Source organism: Mitsuaria sp. MSU3D (genome assembly GCF_056867975.1).
Map to the genome: position 1 here is coordinate 4,833,238 of NZ_CP200314.1, position 18,458 is coordinate 4,851,695.

Sequence of the window (18,458 nt, forward strand, 5' to 3'; positions counted from 1 at the left end):
TTCCTCAATGGGACAAGCCATCGAGTGTAAGGAGCGCTCATGGCATCGCCACTCCGGCTTATCCCGTGACCGGGTGGTCGGCCGACGGCGGATCGGCGTCCTCGCGGCGCGGGATCAGAACAGCACCATGTCGCGATTGCGCCGCGGCAGCTGCCGCAGCAGGCGGCGCCAGGACGCCCAGGCACGCCACAGCGCGCCACCAGACAGCAGGCTCAGGATCAACAGGATGGTCATGATCGACTCCTTGAAGGTCATAAAGAGGCGTCGCGGCGCACGCCGCAAACGACTTCGCACGGTCGTGCGAAATTTGTGGAAACGATGCGGGCGAGGCGGTTCATGGTCGGCAGCCTCAGGCGGGGGAAACGGGAGTGGGCGGATCGCCCGCGGCCAGCGCCGGCGCCATCAGGCGGCGGTAGCTGGTCCAGGCCCGATCGACGGCGTCCGGCGTGCGCAGGAAACGCACCTCGCGGACCAGCGCGGTGAACAGGCCGTCGAGCTCGAAGATCAACTGATCCAGGTCGGCATCGGCGCGCAGCTGGCCGGCGTCCTGCGCTTGCAGCAGCGTGCGTCGCAGCGTCCCGCGCCAGCGTCGCACGCCGTCCAGCAGCTGATCGCGCATCACGTCGTCGCGGTCGTCGTATTCGAAGGCGCCGGCGACGTACAGGCAGTTGCCATGCGGTCCGTCGACGCGGTTCAGCCAGGCACGCACCATGGCGTCCATCCGCGGCAGGCCACGCGGCTCACGCAGCGCCGGCAGGATGACCTCCTGCTGGAAGATCTTCTCGAACGCATCCAGCACCGCGGCCTGCAAGGCCTCGCGCGAGCCGATGCGAGAGAACACGCCACTCTTGGACAGGTTCAGCCGCTTGGCCACCTCGCCGATCGACAGGCTGTCCAGACCGTCCAGGCGCGCCATCTCCAGCGCGACATCGACGATGGCGCTCTGCGTCAGTTCGCTGCGGGCGGTCTTGGCTTCCATGAAGCGCAATTTAGCACGGTCGTGCGAAGTTCGCTGCTCACCACGATGGCGGGGACAGCGGACGGGTTATTCGTCCGCGTGGTCGCCAGGATGACCAGGGGCCTCGTCGCTCGCCCTGCCGCCGCTGGCGTCGGCGTCCGCGTCGACCGCCGGCGGGCGACCGCGACGTGGCGTGGGCGAGAGCGCAGGCTTGATGCCGCGGCGCTTCAGGGCCTCGCGCAGCAGCAGCTCGATCTGCGCGTTGGACGAACGCAGTTCGACCGCGGCCAGCCGCTCGATCTCCTCCCACAACGCGGGATCGAGGCGCAGCGGAAACTGCTTCTTGCCGGGACTGCCCATCGCTGCGTCGCTCCGTCGTCAGCGCCCGGGACGGCGGTGGGGGGTGCGCGGTCTCTGACGATCGCCGGGCATCGCCGACGGCAGCGATGATGACGACGACATCGATGGGCGCTCGGGCAGGCGGAAAGTGCGCAGCACCACGACCACCCAGGCCGCCATGGCCACGGCCCACAGCACCCCACCCGCGATAGGCGCCTCGGGGGGCAGTGGCCAATGCATCACCGACGCCAGCACCGCGACGGTCGATCCCACCTGCGCCAGGACGATCAGCAGCCCCAGCGGCCACATCAGACGGCCCAGCGCGGCGAGCGTCGATGCGCGACGCGCCGGCGCCATCCAGTAGTCCTTGTTCGGCATGTTCAGCGCACCGGTGAAGTGCCGGGCGATGAAGGTCACGCCCCAGGTGCACATCGCGGGCACGAAGACTCCCATGCCGAGCGAGATCGCCAGATAAGCGTCCCGGCTCCAGGCCTTGCCCCCGTGGGCAGGATCCACCACGACGGCCGGCAACGAATCGGCGGACAACAGGATGAACGAGAGGTGCGCGCCCCAGCACGCGAGGAACAAGGCCCGCCAGGGGCTCCAGCCGCCCCCCTTCGACGGCATGACCGTCTCCGCGGAGGTCCCGGTCGATGGCGTGCGTGATGCGCGTGATGTCCGCGGTGTCGTGGCCATGCCTGCTCCTTGCCGCGCTCAGTTGTAGAGCGTGCCCGCGTTGATGATCGGCTGCGTGTCCTTGTCGGAGCACAGCACCACCAGCAGGTTGGACACCATCGCGGCCTTGCGCTCATCGTCGAGTTGCACGATCTCGCGCTCGCTCAGGCCCTTGAGCGCTTCCTCGACCATGCTGACCGCGCCGTGCACGATCTTCTTGCGGGCGCTGATGATGGCCTCGGCCTGCTGGCGGCGCAGCATCACCTGCGCGATCTCCGGCGCATAGGCCAGGTGGGTCAGCATGGCCGTCTCGACGCTGACGCCGGCGGGCTGGAGACGCGCCTGCAGCTCGTCGATCATCGCGGCCATCACTTCGTCGGCACCGGCGCGCAGCGTGATCTCCTGACTGTCGATGTCATCGCCCTCGTCGTAGGCGAACTGCGAGGCGACATGCCGGATCGCGGCCTCCGCCTGGATGCTGACGTACTGCTCGAAGTCGTCGACCTCGAACACCGCGCGCGCCGTGTCCTGGACCCGCCAGACCACGGCCGCGCCGATCTCGACCGGATTGCCGCGCTTGTCGTTGACCTTCAGCGTCGGCGCGTCCAGGTTGCGCGCGCGCAGCGAGAGACGGCGCTTCGCCATGAACAGCGGGATCGTCCAGCGCAGGCCGGACACGCGGTCGGTGCCGACATAGCGGCCAAAGAGCGTCAGCAGGCGCGCCTCGTTGGGTTGCTGGATGTACAGGCCCGACAGCAGGATCAGACCCGCCAGGATCAGCGTCAACTGCGTCAGGTCGATCGCATCGTGGCGAAACGCGATGACGCGCCAGACGGCGAAGGCCAGCAGCCCCAGGCCGATCAGCAGCGCGGCGTAGCCGTTGGCCGTCCCGGCGCGGCGCTCCATCGTCGCTGGCGCCGCGGCGCGCAACGGGGGGGTTTTCGGGACTGCGGTCGTGCTCATCACCAACTCCTCCAAAAAGGTGATATCACTTTAAGCCCCGGACACACGGTTGCGCAAGTCCTGGCACCGAAAAAGCAGAAAGCGCCCACGAGGGGCGCTTACTGAGGACTCCGGCTGGACGCCCTCTCCCGCACCGCGGGTGAGGGCGGGGGTGAGGGGCTGCCGCCGGGGCAGTACGTCGATCAGACCGTTCAGGCGCCCTTGCGCGCCAGCGGCAGCAGGTAGTTGGCGACGGCGATGCAACGCTGACCGAGCTCTTCCTCGCTGACGCGCAGGCCGAATCCGGCCATCGCCGGCGAGGTCAGGAAACGCCCGCCGATCGCCACGCTGGGCACGCCATCGATGTTGTACTGGTTCTGCAGCTTCTCGGCCTGCTGGCACTTGGACTGCACGGTGAAGGACTTGAAGGTTTCCTTGAACTTGGCCGGATCCACGCCCAGCGGCGCCAGGAACTTGGCCATCTCCTCCACGTCGAGCAGGCTCTGGTTGCCGCGATGGATGGCGTTGAAGATGGCCGGACGGACCTGCGCTTCCTTGCCCATCGCTTCCAGCGTGAAGAACAGCTGCTGGTGGATCTTCACGTTGGCGCGGAAGGCCACGTGGATCTTGCGGTACACCACGTCCGCGGGCAGCTGCTTGGCCCAGGCCTCGATCGTCGGCTCGAAGACGTAGCAGTGCGGGCAGCCGTACCAGAAGAACTCGATCACCTCGACCTTGCCCGGCACCGAGCCGGCCACCGGCGTGGCCAGGCGCTGGTACTGGCGACCTTCGACCGGGCCGCCCTGCGCCTGCGCCGACGCGCCGGCCAGGAGCGCACCACCGCCCGCGGCGGTCGACAGGGCCGTGAGGGCGTTGAATTCGCGACGCTTCATCTTCGATTCCTTGTTGGTTCCGCTTCGACCGGCGCCGCAGCGGCCGGCCATCCTAGAAAGTCAAACTTAGAGCGGCATTAACGTTGTACGGAGGCGGTACGGACGCCGTTCAGGCGCTCAGCGCTGGATCGCCACGAGGTTGGCCTCGACGCCGGCGCCCTCGAGCTTCTTCTGCTGCGCCTCGGCCTCGTCACGCGTGTCGAAGGGCCCCAGGCGGACGCGGAACACGGTACGGCCGGACTGCTCACGTTCCATGACCTTGGCGGAGAAACCCTGGATCGCCAGCTTGGCGCGCTGCTGCTCGGCGTCTTCCATGCGCGTGTAGGCGCCGGCCTGGACGAAGAAGCTGCCGCGCGAGCCGTCGGGACGCGCGCCGTCGGCGCGCGGCTCGGTGGGACGCTGCTCCGGCTTGACGGACGGGATCTGGCTCTGGGCCTGCGGCTGAACCGCAGGGGCGCGTTCCACCGGGCGGCCTTCGACCGCCGGTGCCGGCGTCGTGCCCGTGCTGACCTGCGGGGCCGGCTGGGTCGCGGGCGGCGCCACCGCCGGCGTCACCACGCCCGACGCGGCCTTCGCGCCGGCGCGGCCGGCCAACGGCGCGTTCGGGTCCCAGTTCCGGTTGCGTTCCGCTTCCTGGGCGTCCTGCTCCGCGGTGCGCTGCGGCAGCTTGTTGACAAACGGCACCGGGGCCTTCGTCACGTACAGGGCCACGCCCAGCGCGATCCCCAGCCCCAGCAGCAGGCCCACGATCAGGCCCATGGCGAATCCGCCGCGCTGCTTCTCTTTGCTCATTGCTGCTCCTGCGAGTCACGTTCCATCGCGTCCGGGGCCGACACCCCCAGCACCGCCAGCGCGTTGCGCATCACCTGCCGCGTCGCGGCCAGCAGCGCCAGGCGCGCGCGCGTCAGGGCCGGGTCGTCGCCCAGCACGCGTTCGGCGCCATAGTAGCTGTGCAGCGCGCCGGCCAGGTCGCGCAGATAGAACGCGACGTCGTGCGGGGCCAGGTCTTGCGCCGCCGCCGTCAGCATGCGGGGATAGTCCGCCAGCTTGAGCATCAGCGCGGACTCGGTCGGCGCGGTCAGCAGCGACAGGTCGGCGCCGGCCACGGACGCCTCGTCATGACCCTGCTCCGCACCCCTGCGCAGCACCGAGCAGATGCGCGCATGCGCGTACTGCACGTAGAACACGGGGTTCTCGTCGTTGGCCTTGAGCGCGAGGTCGATGTCGAAGACGAACTCGGTGTCGGCCTTGCGGCTGATCAGGAAGAAGCGCACCGCGTCGCGGCTGGTCCAGTCGATCAGGTCGCGCAGCGTGACGTAGCTGCCGGCGCGCTTGGAGATCTTGACCTCCTGGCCGCCCTTCATGACCGTGACCATCTTGTGCAGCACGTAGTCGGGGAAGCCGGGCGGGATGCCGACGCCGGTGGCCTGCAGGCCGCCGCGCACCCGGGCGATCGTGCCGTGGTGATCGCTGCCCTGCACGTTGATGCACTTGGAGAAACCGCGCTTGAACTTGTTGACGTGGTACGCGACGTCCGGGACGAAGTAGGTGAAGGTCCCGTCGGACTTGCGCATCACGCGGTCCTTGTCGTCGCCGTAGTCGGTCGAGCGCAGCCACAGCGCGCCGCCGTCTTCATAGGTCTTGCCGTTGGCGATGATGCGCGACACGGCGTCCTCGACCTGGCCGCCGCTGTACAGCGAGGACTCGAGGAAATAGTTGTCGAAGCGCAGCCCGAACGCCTGCAGGTCCAGGTCCTGCTCGTGACGCAGGTAGGCCACGGCGAACTGGCGGATGCCGTCGAGGTCCTCGATGTCGCCGGAGGCGGTGAACTCGCGGTCGTCCGCCTTCACCGTCTCCTTGCGCCGGAAGGCGTCGGCGATGTCCTGGATGTAGTCGCCGTTGTAGGCCGACTCGGGCCAGCCGGCATCGCCCGGCTTCAGGCCCTTCAGGCGCGACTGCGTGGACTGCGCCAGCGTCGCGATCTGCACGCCGGCGTCGTTGTAATAGAACTCGCGGCTGACCTTCCAGCCTTGCGTCGCGAACAGGTGGCAGAGCGAATCGCCCAGCGCCGCCTGGCGCGCATGGCCGACGTGCAGCGGACCGGTCGGGTTGGCGGAGACGAACTCGACCAGCGCCGACGTGTCGCGCGCCGGCTGATGGCCGAAACGCGAGGTCGCCGCGAACACTTCGCCGACCACGGCCTGCCGGGCCGCGGGCTTCAGGCGGATGTTGATGAAGCCGGGGCCGGCGATCTCCAGCGCGTCGACCCAGCGCTCGAACGCGGGCTGCGCCTGCAGCTGGGCGATCAGCGTCTGCGCCAGTTCGCGCGGGTTCTTCTTCAGCGCCTTGGACAGCTGCATCGCCGCGGTACAGGCGAAGTCGCCGTGGGAGGCTTGCTTGGGGTTCTCGAAGGCGGCCACGGGCGCGGCGGCGATGAGGCCGGCGTCGACGGCCTCCTGGCTCAGGCCCTGGAGCACGGTGCCGAGGGCGGCGAGCAATTCCTGCTTGGCTTGGATCATGGGGCCGCATTTTAGGGGACCTCCCCTGTAAGAGACCGTGTGCCCCCCTTGCCCGCACCCTCTCCCTGGGGCAGGATGGCCCTCCGATGAGCGCCTCCGACGATCTCCGTCCCTCCGCCTTTTCCGATTCGACGCTCGGCGGACTGGCCGACCTGCCGGAGCAGATCGGCAAGTACCGCGTGCTGAGACGGCTGGGCGAAGGCGCGACCAGCGACGTCTTCCTCGCGATGGACGACTTCAAGGGCCAGGAGGTCGCCATCAAGCGCATGCGCACCTGGTCGGCCGGCGGCCGCACCGAGGAAGACACGCTCAGCATCCGCTTCTTCGCCGCCGAGGCCGCGCTGGCCGGCCGGCTGCAGCACCCGAACGTGGTGCAGATCCTGGACGCCGTGCAGGACGGCGACCTGCCGTATCTCGTCATGGAGTTCGTCCACGGCGTCACGCTGAAGCACTTCTGCCGCAACGACCGGCTGCTGCCGCTGGACCAGATCGTCGAGCTCGGCTTCAAGTGCGCGATGGCACTGTCGTATGTCTTCCGCCAGGGCGTCGTCCACCGGGACATCAAGCCCGCGAACCTGCTGGCGGTGCTCGACAACCAGGGTCAGGTCACCGACGTCAAGGTCAGCGACTTCGGCAGCGCGCTCAACCTCAACGCGGACATGACGCAGGTGCATCGCGTCGGCTCGCTGGCCTACATGCCGCCGGAGCAGATCGAGGGCGGCGACGTCGGCGCGCAGGCCGACATCTATGCGCTGGGCGCCGTGCTGTACCACCTGGTCAGCGGCCGGCCGCCCTTCGACGCGCCCAACCAGATGGCGCTGATGCATCAGATCTACCACCAGGCGCCGCAGCCGCTGCTGGGCCAGCGCGGCGGCGTGACGGCGGAACTGGACGCGGTCATCCAGCGGGCGCTCTACAAGCACCCGTCCGAGCGCTACCCGGATTGGGAGTCCTTCGGCCAGGCGCTGTCGGAGCTGGTCGCAAAGCAGCTGGTGCCGCTGGCGCGGCTCAACGAGGTGAAGGACTCGGAGCGCTTCAACCTGCTGCGCGGGCTGGAGTTCTTCGCGGGCTTCGGCGACGTCGAGCTCTGGGAGGTCGTGCGGCGCGCGCGCTGGCGCCGCTATCCGCTCGACTACCTGCTGTTCAAGAAGGGCCAGGAAGGGAACACCTTCCACATCATCACGCAGGGCGAGGTCGAGGTCTGGCGCGACGAGGCGCTGGTCGCGACCCTGGGCACCGGCACCTCCGTCGGCGAGATGGCCTACCTGGCGCCGAATCCCGATCTGCGCCGCCACAGCACCGACATCCGGGTGACCCAACTTTGCACAACCGTGTCCTTCACGCCGGAGTCGCTGGGGCAGCTCAGTCCCGAGTGCCAGCACCGCTTCGACCGGGCTTTCATCCAGGTTCTTGTCAGGCGACTCCATCTCGCCCATGAGGCGCTGGCTTCTCCGCGCCGGATCATGTGAGTGGTCATCTGACTCGCGTCGGGAAGCGCGAGTCGAATGGATGTCAGCCGGTTCCGGTCACCGGGTTTCTTGACGTACGTCAACCGCACTTGAGGGCGGTTCGTTCGTATGCTCAACTGCTGCACAGGTCCTTCCCCAAACCCCCTGTAGCCCCGTAGGAGAGAGTGATGAAACACCTGACCCCGACCTCGCTGTTTGCCGGTGCCTTGCTGGCCCTGGCCGCGCTGGGCGCGCACGCCGCGGACGACGCGAAGAAGGCGCCGTCCGAGAAGCAGTTGAAGCAGCAGCAGTTGATGAAGAGCTGCAACGCCGACGCCAAGGACAAGTCCGGCGACGAGCGCAAGGCCTTCATGAGCGCCTGCCTGAAGGGCGAGACCGCCTCGGGTCCGGCGAAGACCGCTCAGCAGACCAAGATGACGACCTGCAATGCCGACGCCAAGGGCAAGACCGGCGATGCGCGCAAGGCGTTCATGAAGGAATGCCTCTCGGCGAAGTAACGCGACGCCGCATTGGGCGCCCCGCCTCGTTGCAGATCGTCGCCATGGCGCCGCCATGGCTCCGGTCTGCGCCTGGCGGGGCATCCCAATGCGACGCCGCGTTCCTCCGCCGACTGAGCGCTACTTGACCAGCACGCCGCGCGCGAGCATCACTGCGGCGATCGGGATCAGGATCAGCAGGTGCGCCTGCATCATCACGAGGCGGCGCGTGGCGCGCACCTCGGTCTCGCTGGGCAGGCCGCCGCCGCCGTCGAGCGTCTTGAGCCAGCGCCGGTAGGTCAGCGTCGGCTTGATCGAGATCAACCCGATCACGACGAACATCCCGAACTTGAAGTGCAGCAGCGGCTGGTGCCAGTACCAGCCCAGGCCCTTCATGCCCCACCAGGTGCGGGCCAGGCCGGTCAGCAGCACCGCCACCGCGGTCATGCCGTAGATCATGTCCAGCCTCGACAGCCGACGCACGACGGCCGGATTCATCCATTCGCTGCGGCACAGCGCCGCCTGGCTCGACAGGAACACGACCAGACTGAGGATGGCCACGATGTGCAGGCCGGCGAGCAGGGCTTCGAGTGTCATGGGGTCTCCCAAGTGGAGGCACGCGCCCAGTAGTCGGGGCTGCCGTGGTGCTCTTTCAGGAAATCTATCCAGAGCCTCACCCGCAGCGGCAGGTGCTTGCGCTGCGGCAGCACGGCGAAGATGCCGTTGGGCGGCGCGGCGAAGTCATCGAGCACGCTGACCAGTTCGCCCGCGCGCAGTGCCGCGGCCACTTCCCAGGTACTGCGCCAGGCCAGGCCGAGTCCCTGCCGGCACCAGTCGTGGAGCACCTGGCCGTCGCTGCAGTCGAGCCGCCCACTGGGCCGCAGGTGCTGCACCTGGCCGTCGATGCGGAAGGCCCAACCCCGCGTCTGGCTCGCGTCGGAACTCAGCGTCAGGCATTCGTGCCGCATCAGCTCGGATGGATGCTTCGGCGTGCCAGCGCGCTTCAGATAGGACGGCGCGGCCACGCACAGGCGTCGGTTGTCGGCCAGGCGCATGCTGATCAGGCTGGAATCGCTGAGGTCGCCGACACGCACCGCGCAGTCGAAGCCCTCGTTGACGATGTCGACGACGCGATCGCTGAGGTTCAGCGACACGCTGACCTCCGGATGCCGTGACAGGAAGTCCGGCACCAGCGGTGCGACGTGGCGCCGGCCGAAGCCCGCCGGCGCGGTGATGCGCAGGTGTCCGCTGGCCTTCACGCCGCCGGCGCTGACGCTGGCCTCCGCGCTGGCGAACTCGGCAAGCAGGCGTTGGCAGTCCTCGAGGAAGGCGATCCCCTCGTGCGTCAGCGTGAGCTTGCGCGTCGTGCGCAGCAGCAGCTTCACCCCGAGCCGCGCCTCCAGCGCGTCGAGGCGGCGACCCATCACCGCTGGCGCCACGCCCTCGGCCTGCGCCGCGGCGGTCAGGCTGCCCTTGGTCGCGACCAGGGCGAAGGACTCGATCTGTTTGAGGCGGTCCATGGGCGACGATTGTTGGCCCGTTGCGCCGCCCGGAGCAATGAATGACGACCCTGAGCGTTGTTATTTGTGCAAAAAAGTCAGGGATCTTCGACCAGGGCCGACATGAATCGGCACCCCCGCACGTCCTACAGTCGACGGACCGCTGAACCGTTGAACCGCCTTTGGGAGTCGCCATGACCGCACGCAGCCAACACCACCGTCTCCAGGTCGATGCCGCCCTGGCCCGTTTCATCGAAACCGAGGCGCTGCCGGACACCGGCGTCGAGCCAGCCGCGTTCTGGCAGGGCTTCGACGCGCTGGCGCACGAGCTGGCCGCGAAGAACGCCGCGCTGCTGGCCGAGCGCGACCGGTTGCAGACCGAGATCGACGGCTGGCATCGCGCCCATCCTGGCCCGATCACCGACATGGCCGCCTACCAGGCCTTCCTCAAGCAGATCGGTTATCTGGTGCCGCTGCCGGCGGACCCGAAGGCGACGACCGCCAACGTGGACGCCGAGCTCGCGATCCAGGCCGGTCCGCAGCTGGTGGTGCCGATCCTGAATGCCCGGTACGCGCTCAACGCGGCGAACGCGCGCTGGGGCTCGCTCTATGACGCGCTCTACGGCACCGACGTCATTCCCGAGACCGACGGCGCCGAGCGCGCCGGCGGCTACAACCCGGTCCGCGGCGCGAAGGTCATCGCCTTCGCGCGCCAGGTGCTGGATCAGGCCGCGCCGCTGACGGGCGCGTCGCACGCCGACGCGACGGGCTACACGGTCAGCGGCACCGCGCTGTCCGTTGCGCTGAAGGACGGCCGCACGGTCGCGCTGGCCGATGCGGCCCAGTTCATCGGCTATCTGGGCGATGCCGCGGCACCGGCCGCGATCCTGCTGCGCCACCACGGCATCCACCTCGAGATCCAGTTCGATCGCACCTCGACGATCGGCCAGGGCGACGCGGCCGGCATCTCGGACGTGCTGATGGAATCGGCGCTGTCGACCATCCTCGACCTCGAGGACTCGATCGCCGCCGTCGACGCCGAGGACAAGCTGCTGGCTTATCGCAACTGGCTGGGCATCCTGCGCGGCTCGCTGACCGAGGAGGTCAGCAAGGGCGGCCGGACCTTCGTCCGCCGACTGAATCCGGACCGCGTCTACAAGGCCGCCGGCGGCGGCGACGACGTCGTGCTGCCGGGCCGCTCGCTGCTGTTCGTCCGCAACGTCGGCCACCTGATGACGAACCCGGCCATCCTGCTCGACGGCGATCGCGAGATCCCCGAAGGCATCCTGGACGCCGTCATCACGACGCTCATCTCGATCCACGACCTGAAGCAGCTTTCGGGCTCGGGGCTGCGCAACTCGCGCCGCGGCTCGATCTACATCGTCAAGCCGAAGATGCACGGCCCGGCCGAGGTCGGCTTCGCCAACGAGCTGTTCGGCCGTGTCGAGCAGTTGCTCGGCCTGCCGGCCTCGACGGTCAAGCTGGGCATCATGGACGAGGAGCGCCGCACCAGCGTCAACCTCGCGGCCTGCATCGCCGCGGCGCCGAGCCGCGTCGCCTTCATCAACACCGGCTTCCTGGACCGCACCGGCGACGAGATGCACACCGCGATGCTCGCCGGTCCGATGCTGCGCAAGGGCGACATGAAGGCCAGCGCCTGGATCCAGGCCTACGAGCGCAACAACGTGCTGACGGGCCTGAGCGCCGGCCTGCGCGGCCGCGCCCAGATCGGCAAGGGCATGTGGGCGATGCCCGACCTGATGGCCGCGATGCTCGATCAGAAGATCGCCCATCCGAAGGCCGGCGCCAACACCGCCTGGGTGCCCAGCCCGACCGCCGCGACGCTGCACGCGCTGCACTACCACCAGGTCAACGTCGCGCAGGTCCAGCAGCAGATCGAGGCCGAGGCGCCCGGCGTCGATCGCGCCGAGTTGCTCCAGCGCCTGCTCACGATTCCCGTGGCGGCGGCCCCGTCGTGGAGCGACACGGAGAAGCAGCAGGAGCTCGACAACAACATCCAGGGCATCCTCGGTTACGTGGTGCGCTGGATCGATCAGGGCGTCGGTTGCTCGAAGGTGCCGGACATCAACCAGATCGGCCTGATGGAAGACCGTGCGACATTGCGCATCTCGAGCCAACACGTGGCGAACTGGCTGCACCACGGCGTCGTGACCGAACAACAGGTTCGGGCGACATTCGAACGGATGGCAGCCGTTGTCGACAGCCAGAACGCTGGAGACCCGCTGTACGCACCGATGGCCGGCCATCCGGACAGCATGGCGTACAAGGCGGCGCTCGATCTGGTGTTCAAGGGACGCGAGCAGCCGAGCGGCTACACCGAGCCGCTGCTGCACGCGTGGCGGCAGAAACGCAAGGCCGCCGGCAACGCCACCGGTCACTGAATGACGCGGCAACGGTAACGATCTGCAGCGTATCGCCGCCATCGTGCGGCGTACGTCTCCATATGCGAAAGCGGCCTCCGGGCCGCTTTTCTCGTTGCGGCCCTGTCACTTTCAGCACTTCGGCAAAACCAGTCCGAGTGACTTTCGGCATACGCATGCCCTGCGACATACCGCAAAGGGCGAAACATGAACCTTCAAGCATGGGAAACCCTTAGGGGAGGGCCCTGGGGTGGGCGGCATTTCCTGTTCCTTAAAGTTTCTTCACTTACGCGCAGTGTCCGGTGACAAAAACCCATCGGCTCAGCAATCATTTTTGCCATTTCACGGAACAGGCATGACCCCTTCGCATCAACTCCGCCGCGTCTGCATCGCTACCGCGATTGCTGCGGCTTCGATCGGCGCCGCGCAAGCCCAATCGGCCACGCAGCTCGAACGCATCGAGATCACCGGCTCCGCCATCAAGCGCTCGATCGCCGATGAAGGCGCCTTGCCCATTTCCATCATCAAGGCGGAAGAACTGCGCCAGTCCGGCGTGACCAGCGTCGAGCAGATCATCGACCTGCTGGCCTCGAGCCAGTCGAGCAGCACAGGCTCCAACTCCATCGGTTCGAGCACCGGCGGAGCGGCCTACGCCAACCTGCGCGGCCTGGGCACCAACAAGACCCTCGTGCTGCTGAACGGCCGCCGCATGACGGCCTTCGCCTTCGGCGCCACCGCGGTGGACCTGAACTCGATCCCCTTCGCGGTGATCGACCGCGTCGAAGTGCTGCGCGATGGCGCCTCCGCCGTCTACGGCACGGACGCCATCGGCGGCGTCATCAACTTCATCACCAAGACCAGCTACCGCGGCGGCCAGGTCGTGGTGGAAGCGACCCGTCCCAGCGAGGACGGCGGCAAGAAGGAAGGCGCGTCCGTCACGGTCGGCTTCGGCGACCTGGAGAAGGACCGCGTCAACTTCTGGGCTTCCTACGACAAGCGTCGCCAGGACCGTGTCCGCGCGCTGGACCGTGACTTCTCCAAGACCGGCATCATCCGCGAGCGCGGCGTCGCCGGCAGCTCGGGCACCACCTTCCCGGGCAACTTCACGCAAGGCACCGGCGGCGGCAACCCCAGCGCGCCGGGCTGCCAGGCGCCGTTGTCTGTCGCCAACCCGACCAACGCCGCGAACTGCATCTTCGACTTCAGCTCGACGATCGACATCATCCCGGACGTCGACCAGGAAACCCTCGCCGGCCGCTTCACCTTCAAGCTGAACGAGAACCACCAGTTCTCGCTCGAAGGCACGCAGACCACGAACGACAACACCTCGCGCGTTGCGCCGGATCCGGTCACCGGCATCACGATGCAGCCGAGCAACCCCTTCTTCCCGCGCACCACGCCCGGCATCAACCTGACCCAGCCGATCAGCGTCGGCTGGCGCATGGTGCCGGCGGGTCCGCGCACGAACGGCGCGCATTCCGAGGCGCAACGCCTGGTGGCCGACCTGTCCGGCGTGATCCTGGGCTGGGATTACAAGTTGGGCGCGCTCTATTCGCGCAGCACCGCCAATGACGCCGCCGTCGACGGCTACGTCAACGCGCCCTTCGTGCGCGCCCAGGTCGCCGCCGGCAACCTGAACCCGTTCGGCGAGGCCACGCCGGCCCAGCTGGCGATCATCCAGCAGGCCAAGCGCGCCGGCGTCTTCGCCAACGCGCTCGGCACGACCAAGAGCGTCGACGCCCGCGTCAGCAAGGAGATCTTCGACCTGCCCGGCGGCCCCGCCGCGGTCGCCATCGGCGCCGAGTTCCGCAAGGAGTTCTACAAGAGCGACACCAACGACGCCGTCGTGCTGGCGATCCCCTCGGCCGGCCGCTCGCCCAACCATGTCGGCGGCGAACGCGACGTGAAGGCGATCGGTGTCGAGCTGCTGCTGCCGGTGCACAAGATGGTCGAAGTCCAGCTGGCGCTGCGCACCGACGACTACTCCGACGCCGGTCGCACGACCAATCCGAAGATCGGCCTGCGCTTCCAGCCGATGAAGGAACTGGCGATCCGCTCGTCCTACAACACCGGCTTCCGCGCCCCCGCGCTGGACGACCTGTACGCACCGCTGGCGGTCACCTTCACGGCCGGCGCCAAGAACGACCCGCTGCTGTGCGATGCGCAGGGCAAGCCGATCACCTCGGCAGGGGGCATTGCCAGCCGCGATTGCGGTCAGCAACCCCAGGTGCAGAACGGCGGCAACGCCAACCTGAAGCCGGAAAAGTCCAAGACCTTCACCCTGGGTGCGGTCTTCGAGCCGATGAAGGCGCTGACGCTGTCGGTCGACTACTGGAACATCAAACTGCGCGACCAGATCGACGTGCTGCCGGTGGACTCGATGCTGGCCAATGCGACCCGCTACGCCGACCGCATCATCCGCTGCAACCAGCTGCCCGCCGCCGAGCAGGTCAACCTGCAGCGCTGCGGCGGCCTGTGGGCCAACAGCCCGGCGATCGGCTACCTGATCACGCACAACGAGAACATCGGCCGCGTGAAGACGGACGGCCTGGACCTGAGCGCTGCCTACAGCCAGAGCCTGGGTGGCTTCGGCAACCTGTCGCTCGGCTACGACGCGACCTACGTCCACCGGTACGACTACCAGACCAGCCCGGCCGACGCGTTCAAGACCCGTCTGGGCGTCTACAACGACGGCAGCGTGGTGTTCCGTTGGAAGCACAACGTGTCGGCGGCCTGGGCGATGAACAACTGGGGCGCTCGCCTGGCGATCCGCCACCAGTCCGGCTACCGCGACCAGAACGATCCGACCACCGTCGTGGGCGGCCCGTCGTTCTACGGCAATGTCGACTCGTACACGCTGGTCGACCTGTCGGGCACGTACAAGTTCAGCAAGGCGACCTCGCTGACGCTGGGCGTGAAGAACCTGTTCGATACCGATCCGCCGTTCTCCAACCAATCCTCGCGCTCGCAGCGTGGTTACGACCCGCGGTACTCCGACCCGCTGGGCCGTGCCTTCTTCGTGCGCGCCGCGTACGGTTTCTGATGAATCCCTGACAAACCCTTCCGGCTGCCTGTGGCAGCCGGGATACTGTTTGTTGCTACTCAACAACGAGTTGGGCGCATGATGAATCGGGCAATCCTCGGGAGAGGATTGCCCGCCGATACCCCTGCATGGCCGGAAGTCACCCGTGACGCCGGTCATGCAGGGGTATCGGTCCTTCCAGGGATGCCCCGTTTCCCGGGGACCGGTACTGCCTCAATTGGTAGGAACCCGCGCCGGTTGTCGAATTCCAGTCATTGACACTTCTTTCACGTGACCTTCACGCAATTCTGCGGACCAAGGTCGTCCGGACATGTTTCGCGCGACGTCACAAGCGCCGCCGCTCGACACCTTTAGGAGTGTTTCTTTGAAGACCAAACTGAACGCGGTGAGCCTGGCAGTCGCCGCCACCATTGCAATCGCGTCGTCGGCCGCGATCGCCCAAGCCCAGGACCAGACCCAGCTGGAGCGCGTCGTCGTGACCGGCTCGGCCGTCAAGCGGATCGCGGTCGAGGGCTCCGTGCCCGTGCAGACCGTGACCCGTGCCGAGATCGAACGCAGCGGCGTGACCTCGGTGGTCGAGCTGATGCAGAACCTGTCGTCCGTGCAGGGCGGCATCACCGAGGGTGACACCGTCGGCGGCGGCGGCGGCGGCCAGGCCACCGTGTCCATCCACAACCTCGGCGGCGATCGCACGCTGGTGCTGCTGAACGGCCGTCGCCTGATCGGCGAAGCCGGCGGCGCGGTGGACCTGAACATGATCCCGCTGTCGATCATCGAGCGCGTGGACGTGCTGACCGACGGCGCTTCGGCGCTGTACGGCTCCGACGCCGTGGCCGGCGTGGTGAACTTCATCACCCGCACGAACTCCACCCGCAAGACCATCGCCGCGGAAGTCTCGATCCCGCAGCACAAGGGCGGCAAGGAACGTCGCGCCTCCCTGTCCGGTGGCTTCGGCGACCTGGACAGCGACGGCTTCAACATCATGGCCGCGCTGTCGGTCGACAAGCGCGACTCGCTGACCGCCAGCCAGCGCGACTTCAGCAAGACCGGCGTGATCAACTTCGGTCACAACGGCAACGAGTACCAGTTCTTCAACGGCTCGCCGTCCGCCATCCCGGGCAACGTGAACGTGCCGGTGCGCAACGCCGACGGCACGCTGGGCTCGGACCTGCGCAACGTGTACCTGGCCCAGAACGGTTCCTGCGCGGAGCGCAACGTCCAGGTCGGCGCGTCCTGCTACTTCGACTACGCCGGCACCGTGGAAGCCTTCCCGGACCGCGAGCGCACCAACTTCTTCGGCTCCGGCACGGTGAAGCTGGGCAGCCAGCAGCTGCGCGCCGACGTGCTGCTGGGCAAGACCAAGACCAGCGGCAAGATCGCCGCCGTGCCGGGCGCGGTCGCCGTGGACCCGAACGGCCCCTTCGCCGCCGAACTGGCCGCGGTCGGCTACACCCCCGCCTACCTGACCTCGATCGGCCTGGACCCCAACCGCATCGCGTCGGTGTCGTACCGCGCCTTCGACCTGGGCAACCGCACCAGCACCTTCGAGCGCGACAACAAGGCGTTGTGGCTGCAGCTCGACGGCCAGGTGGCCGGCTGGGACTACACCGCGACCGCCGGCTACCAGCGCGCGGAAGTCGAGGAAAGCAACTCCGGCTACCCGCTGGCCAAGGCCTTCGGCGCCCTGCTGCGCAGCGGCGTCTACAACCCGTTCGTGCTCGCCGGCCAGCAGTCGCAGGCCGCCAAGGACGCGGTCAAGCAGATCATGATCTCCGGCGTCTACGACACCGAGACCAGCACGCTGTTCAACGCCGACCTGCGCGCCTCGCGCGAGCTGTTCTCGACCTCGGCCGGCCCGGCCTACCTGGCGCTGGGCGCCGCGTTCCAGAAGGACAAGGTCACCGACGATCCGGGCGCCGTGGCGCGCGGTGAGGGCGGCGTCAACGGCGACGACCAGCGCTTCGGCGACAGCACGGTCGTGATCCCCTACAGCGCCAGCCGCGATTCGATGGGCGCCTTCGCCGAGCTGATCGTGCCGGTGGTGAAGAACCTCGAAGTCACCGCGGGCGTGCGCTACGACAATTACCGCCACGTCGACAGCGCGGTCAACGGCAAGGTCTCGTTCAAGTACACCCCGGTGCCGGAAGTGCTGGTCCGCGGCTCGGTCGGCACGGGCTTCCGCGCCCCGACGCTGCGCCAGCTCTACCGTCCGCTGCAGGAATTCGGCGTGACCGCCACGCCCTACGACTGCACGCCGGAAATGGCCGCCGTCGCGGCCAGCCTGGGCGCGGCCTGCCAGCCGGGCAGCAAGCAGTACAACGTCTACACGGGCGGCGTGGACTCCGTGAAGCCGGAAGAGTCCAAGCAGGCGACGCTGGGCTTCCGCGTCGAGCCGACGAGCACCTTCTCGTTCGGCGCCGACTGGTGGTGGGCCGGCATCGACAAGACCTTCGGTTCGGTCGATGAGAACGAGGCGTTCAACAACGCCCAGAAGTACTCCAACCTGTTCCTGGTCTACACCGACCCGGTCACGGGCGAGAAGTTCCTGGCCTACAACGCCAGCACGACCAACCTGGGCAAGCGCTTCGTCAGCGGCATCGACTTCGACGTGACCGGCCGGTTCAACACCCCGATCGGCCGCCTGACGTCGAACCTGCACGCGACCTACATGCTGAGCGACAAGCGCCAGCTGGTGGCCGGCGAACAGTACTTCTCGACCCTCGCGGACAACCACCCGTCGATCGGCGAAGTGACCTTCCGCTGGAAGGGCCAGCTGAGCAACACGCTGGTGACCGGCAACTGGGCGAACACGGCCAACATCAACTTCCAGTCGGGCTACAAGGACTTCCCGACCGAAGTCGAGAACCTGGCCAACGGCGATGTCGACGAGGTCCGCCTGAAGGTCAAGCCGTACGTGACCCTGGACTGGCAGACCGCCTACACCTGGAACAAGCAGCTGACGGTCGCCCTGGGCATCAAGAACGTGTTCGACAAGGAACCTCCCCTGTCGCTGCGCGCCAACGGCGGCCACATGCTGGGCTTCGACTACCGCTACTACAGCCCGATGGGCCGGACCTTCCAGGTCAAGGCCAGCTACGACTTCTGATCGCGATCGCGACGTCCCGCCGCACCACGGCGGGGCATCGGCCGCTTCACGACAAGGACTCCTCCGGGAGTCCTTTTTCTTTGGCTGCCACGGGCATGAATGCATCGCAAGCCCTCATGGCACTTATGTTCAAGTTAAGTATTGTTTCCAAACCCCAC

Annotated in this window: 14 protein-coding genes; 5 read left to right on the forward strand and 9 right to left on the reverse strand. The window is 67.7% G+C overall.

The window, feature by feature from the left end:
- Nucleotides 1-349 precede the first annotated feature (349 nt).
- The 7 genes from AC1VNM_RS21220 to argS all read right to left on the reverse strand — a co-directional run bounded on the left by AC1VNM_RS21220 (nucleotide 350) and on the right by argS (nucleotide 6,326).
- Nucleotides 350-979, reverse strand: coding sequence for a TetR/AcrR family transcriptional regulator (locus AC1VNM_RS21220; protein ID WP_483108206.1), 630 nt, complete (start codon nucleotides 977-979; stop codon nucleotides 350-352).
- Nucleotides 980-1,045: 66 nt separating this feature from the next.
- Nucleotides 1,046-1,318: a type II toxin-antitoxin system antitoxin gene (locus tag AC1VNM_RS21225; RefSeq protein WP_483108207.1), complete on the reverse strand. Its 273-nt coding sequence runs from the start codon at nucleotides 1,316-1,318 to the stop codon at nucleotides 1,046-1,048.
- Nucleotides 1,319-1,336: 18 nt separating this feature from the next.
- The gene (locus AC1VNM_RS21230) at nucleotides 1,337-1,924 is read right to left on the reverse strand and encodes a hypothetical protein (protein WP_483108208.1); all 588 of its coding nucleotides are present in this window, start codon (nucleotides 1,922-1,924) and stop codon (nucleotides 1,337-1,339) included.
- Nucleotides 1,925-2,011: 87 nt separating this feature from the next.
- Entirely contained in the window at nucleotides 2,012-2,935 is a 924-nt protein-coding gene (locus AC1VNM_RS21235; RefSeq protein WP_377159133.1) for an SPFH domain-containing protein, read from the reverse strand.
- Nucleotides 2,936-3,126: 191 nt separating this feature from the next.
- Nucleotides 3,127-3,807: a thiol:disulfide interchange protein DsbA/DsbL gene (locus AC1VNM_RS21240; RefSeq protein ID WP_483108209.1), complete on the reverse strand. Its 681-nt coding sequence runs from the start codon at nucleotides 3,805-3,807 to the stop codon at nucleotides 3,127-3,129.
- Between the two features lie 117 nt (nucleotides 3,808-3,924).
- Nucleotides 3,925-4,599, reverse strand: coding sequence for an SPOR domain-containing protein (locus AC1VNM_RS21245; RefSeq protein WP_377159131.1), 675 nt, complete (start codon nucleotides 4,597-4,599; stop codon nucleotides 3,925-3,927).
- The gene (gene argS, locus AC1VNM_RS21250) at nucleotides 4,596-6,326 is read right to left on the reverse strand and encodes an arginine--tRNA ligase (RefSeq protein ID WP_483108210.1); all 1,731 of its coding nucleotides are present in this window, start codon (nucleotides 6,324-6,326) and stop codon (nucleotides 4,596-4,598) included. The genes AC1VNM_RS21245 and argS overlap by 4 nt, the downstream gene beginning before the upstream one ends.
- An 86-nt stretch (nucleotides 6,327-6,412) precedes the next feature.
- Between argS and AC1VNM_RS21255 the strand changes: the two genes are divergently transcribed.
- Both AC1VNM_RS21255 and AC1VNM_RS21260 read left to right on the forward strand, forming a co-directional pair.
- Nucleotides 6,413-7,795 (forward strand): serine/threonine-protein kinase, encoded by a 1,383-nt coding sequence (locus tag AC1VNM_RS21255; protein WP_483108211.1) that lies wholly within the window; start codon nucleotides 6,413-6,415, stop codon nucleotides 7,793-7,795.
- A gap of 167 nt (nucleotides 7,796-7,962) precedes the next feature.
- The gene (locus tag AC1VNM_RS21260; RefSeq protein ID WP_377159128.1) at nucleotides 7,963-8,292 is read left to right on the forward strand and encodes a PsiF family protein; all 330 of its coding nucleotides are present in this window, start codon (nucleotides 7,963-7,965) and stop codon (nucleotides 8,290-8,292) included.
- A gap of 120 nt (nucleotides 8,293-8,412) precedes the next feature.
- Here the strand turns inward: AC1VNM_RS21260 and AC1VNM_RS21265 are convergent, their stop codons facing one another.
- Together AC1VNM_RS21265 and AC1VNM_RS21270 are read right to left on the reverse strand one after the other, a co-directional pair.
- Nucleotides 8,413-8,868, reverse strand: coding sequence for a DUF2214 family protein (locus tag AC1VNM_RS21265; RefSeq protein ID WP_377159127.1), 456 nt, complete (start codon nucleotides 8,866-8,868; stop codon nucleotides 8,413-8,415).
- The gene (locus AC1VNM_RS21270) at nucleotides 8,865-9,791 is read right to left on the reverse strand and encodes a LysR family transcriptional regulator (RefSeq protein ID WP_377159126.1); all 927 of its coding nucleotides are present in this window, start codon (nucleotides 9,789-9,791) and stop codon (nucleotides 8,865-8,867) included. The genes AC1VNM_RS21265 and AC1VNM_RS21270 overlap by 4 nt, the downstream gene beginning before the upstream one ends.
- Nucleotides 9,792-9,964: 173 nt before the next feature.
- Here AC1VNM_RS21270 and AC1VNM_RS21275 point away from each other — a divergent pair, with 173 nt between their 5' ends.
- The 3 genes from AC1VNM_RS21275 (at nucleotide 9,965) to AC1VNM_RS21285 (ending at nucleotide 18,300) form a co-directional block, all read left to right on the forward strand.
- Nucleotides 9,965-12,172, forward strand: coding sequence for a malate synthase G (locus tag AC1VNM_RS21275; protein WP_483108212.1), 2,208 nt, complete (start codon nucleotides 9,965-9,967; stop codon nucleotides 12,170-12,172).
- A gap of 334 nt (nucleotides 12,173-12,506) precedes the next feature.
- A complete protein-coding gene (locus AC1VNM_RS21280) occupies nucleotides 12,507-15,194 on the forward strand; it encodes a TonB-dependent receptor (RefSeq protein ID WP_483108213.1) in 2,688 nt (895 codons plus the stop codon).
- A gap of 364 nt (nucleotides 15,195-15,558) precedes the next feature.
- Complete coding sequence (locus AC1VNM_RS21285) at nucleotides 15,559-18,300, forward strand: TonB-dependent receptor plug domain-containing protein (RefSeq protein ID WP_483108214.1); 2,742 nt, start codon at nucleotides 15,559-15,561, stop codon at nucleotides 18,298-18,300.
- The last annotated feature ends 158 nt before the right edge of the window (nucleotides 18,301-18,458 follow it).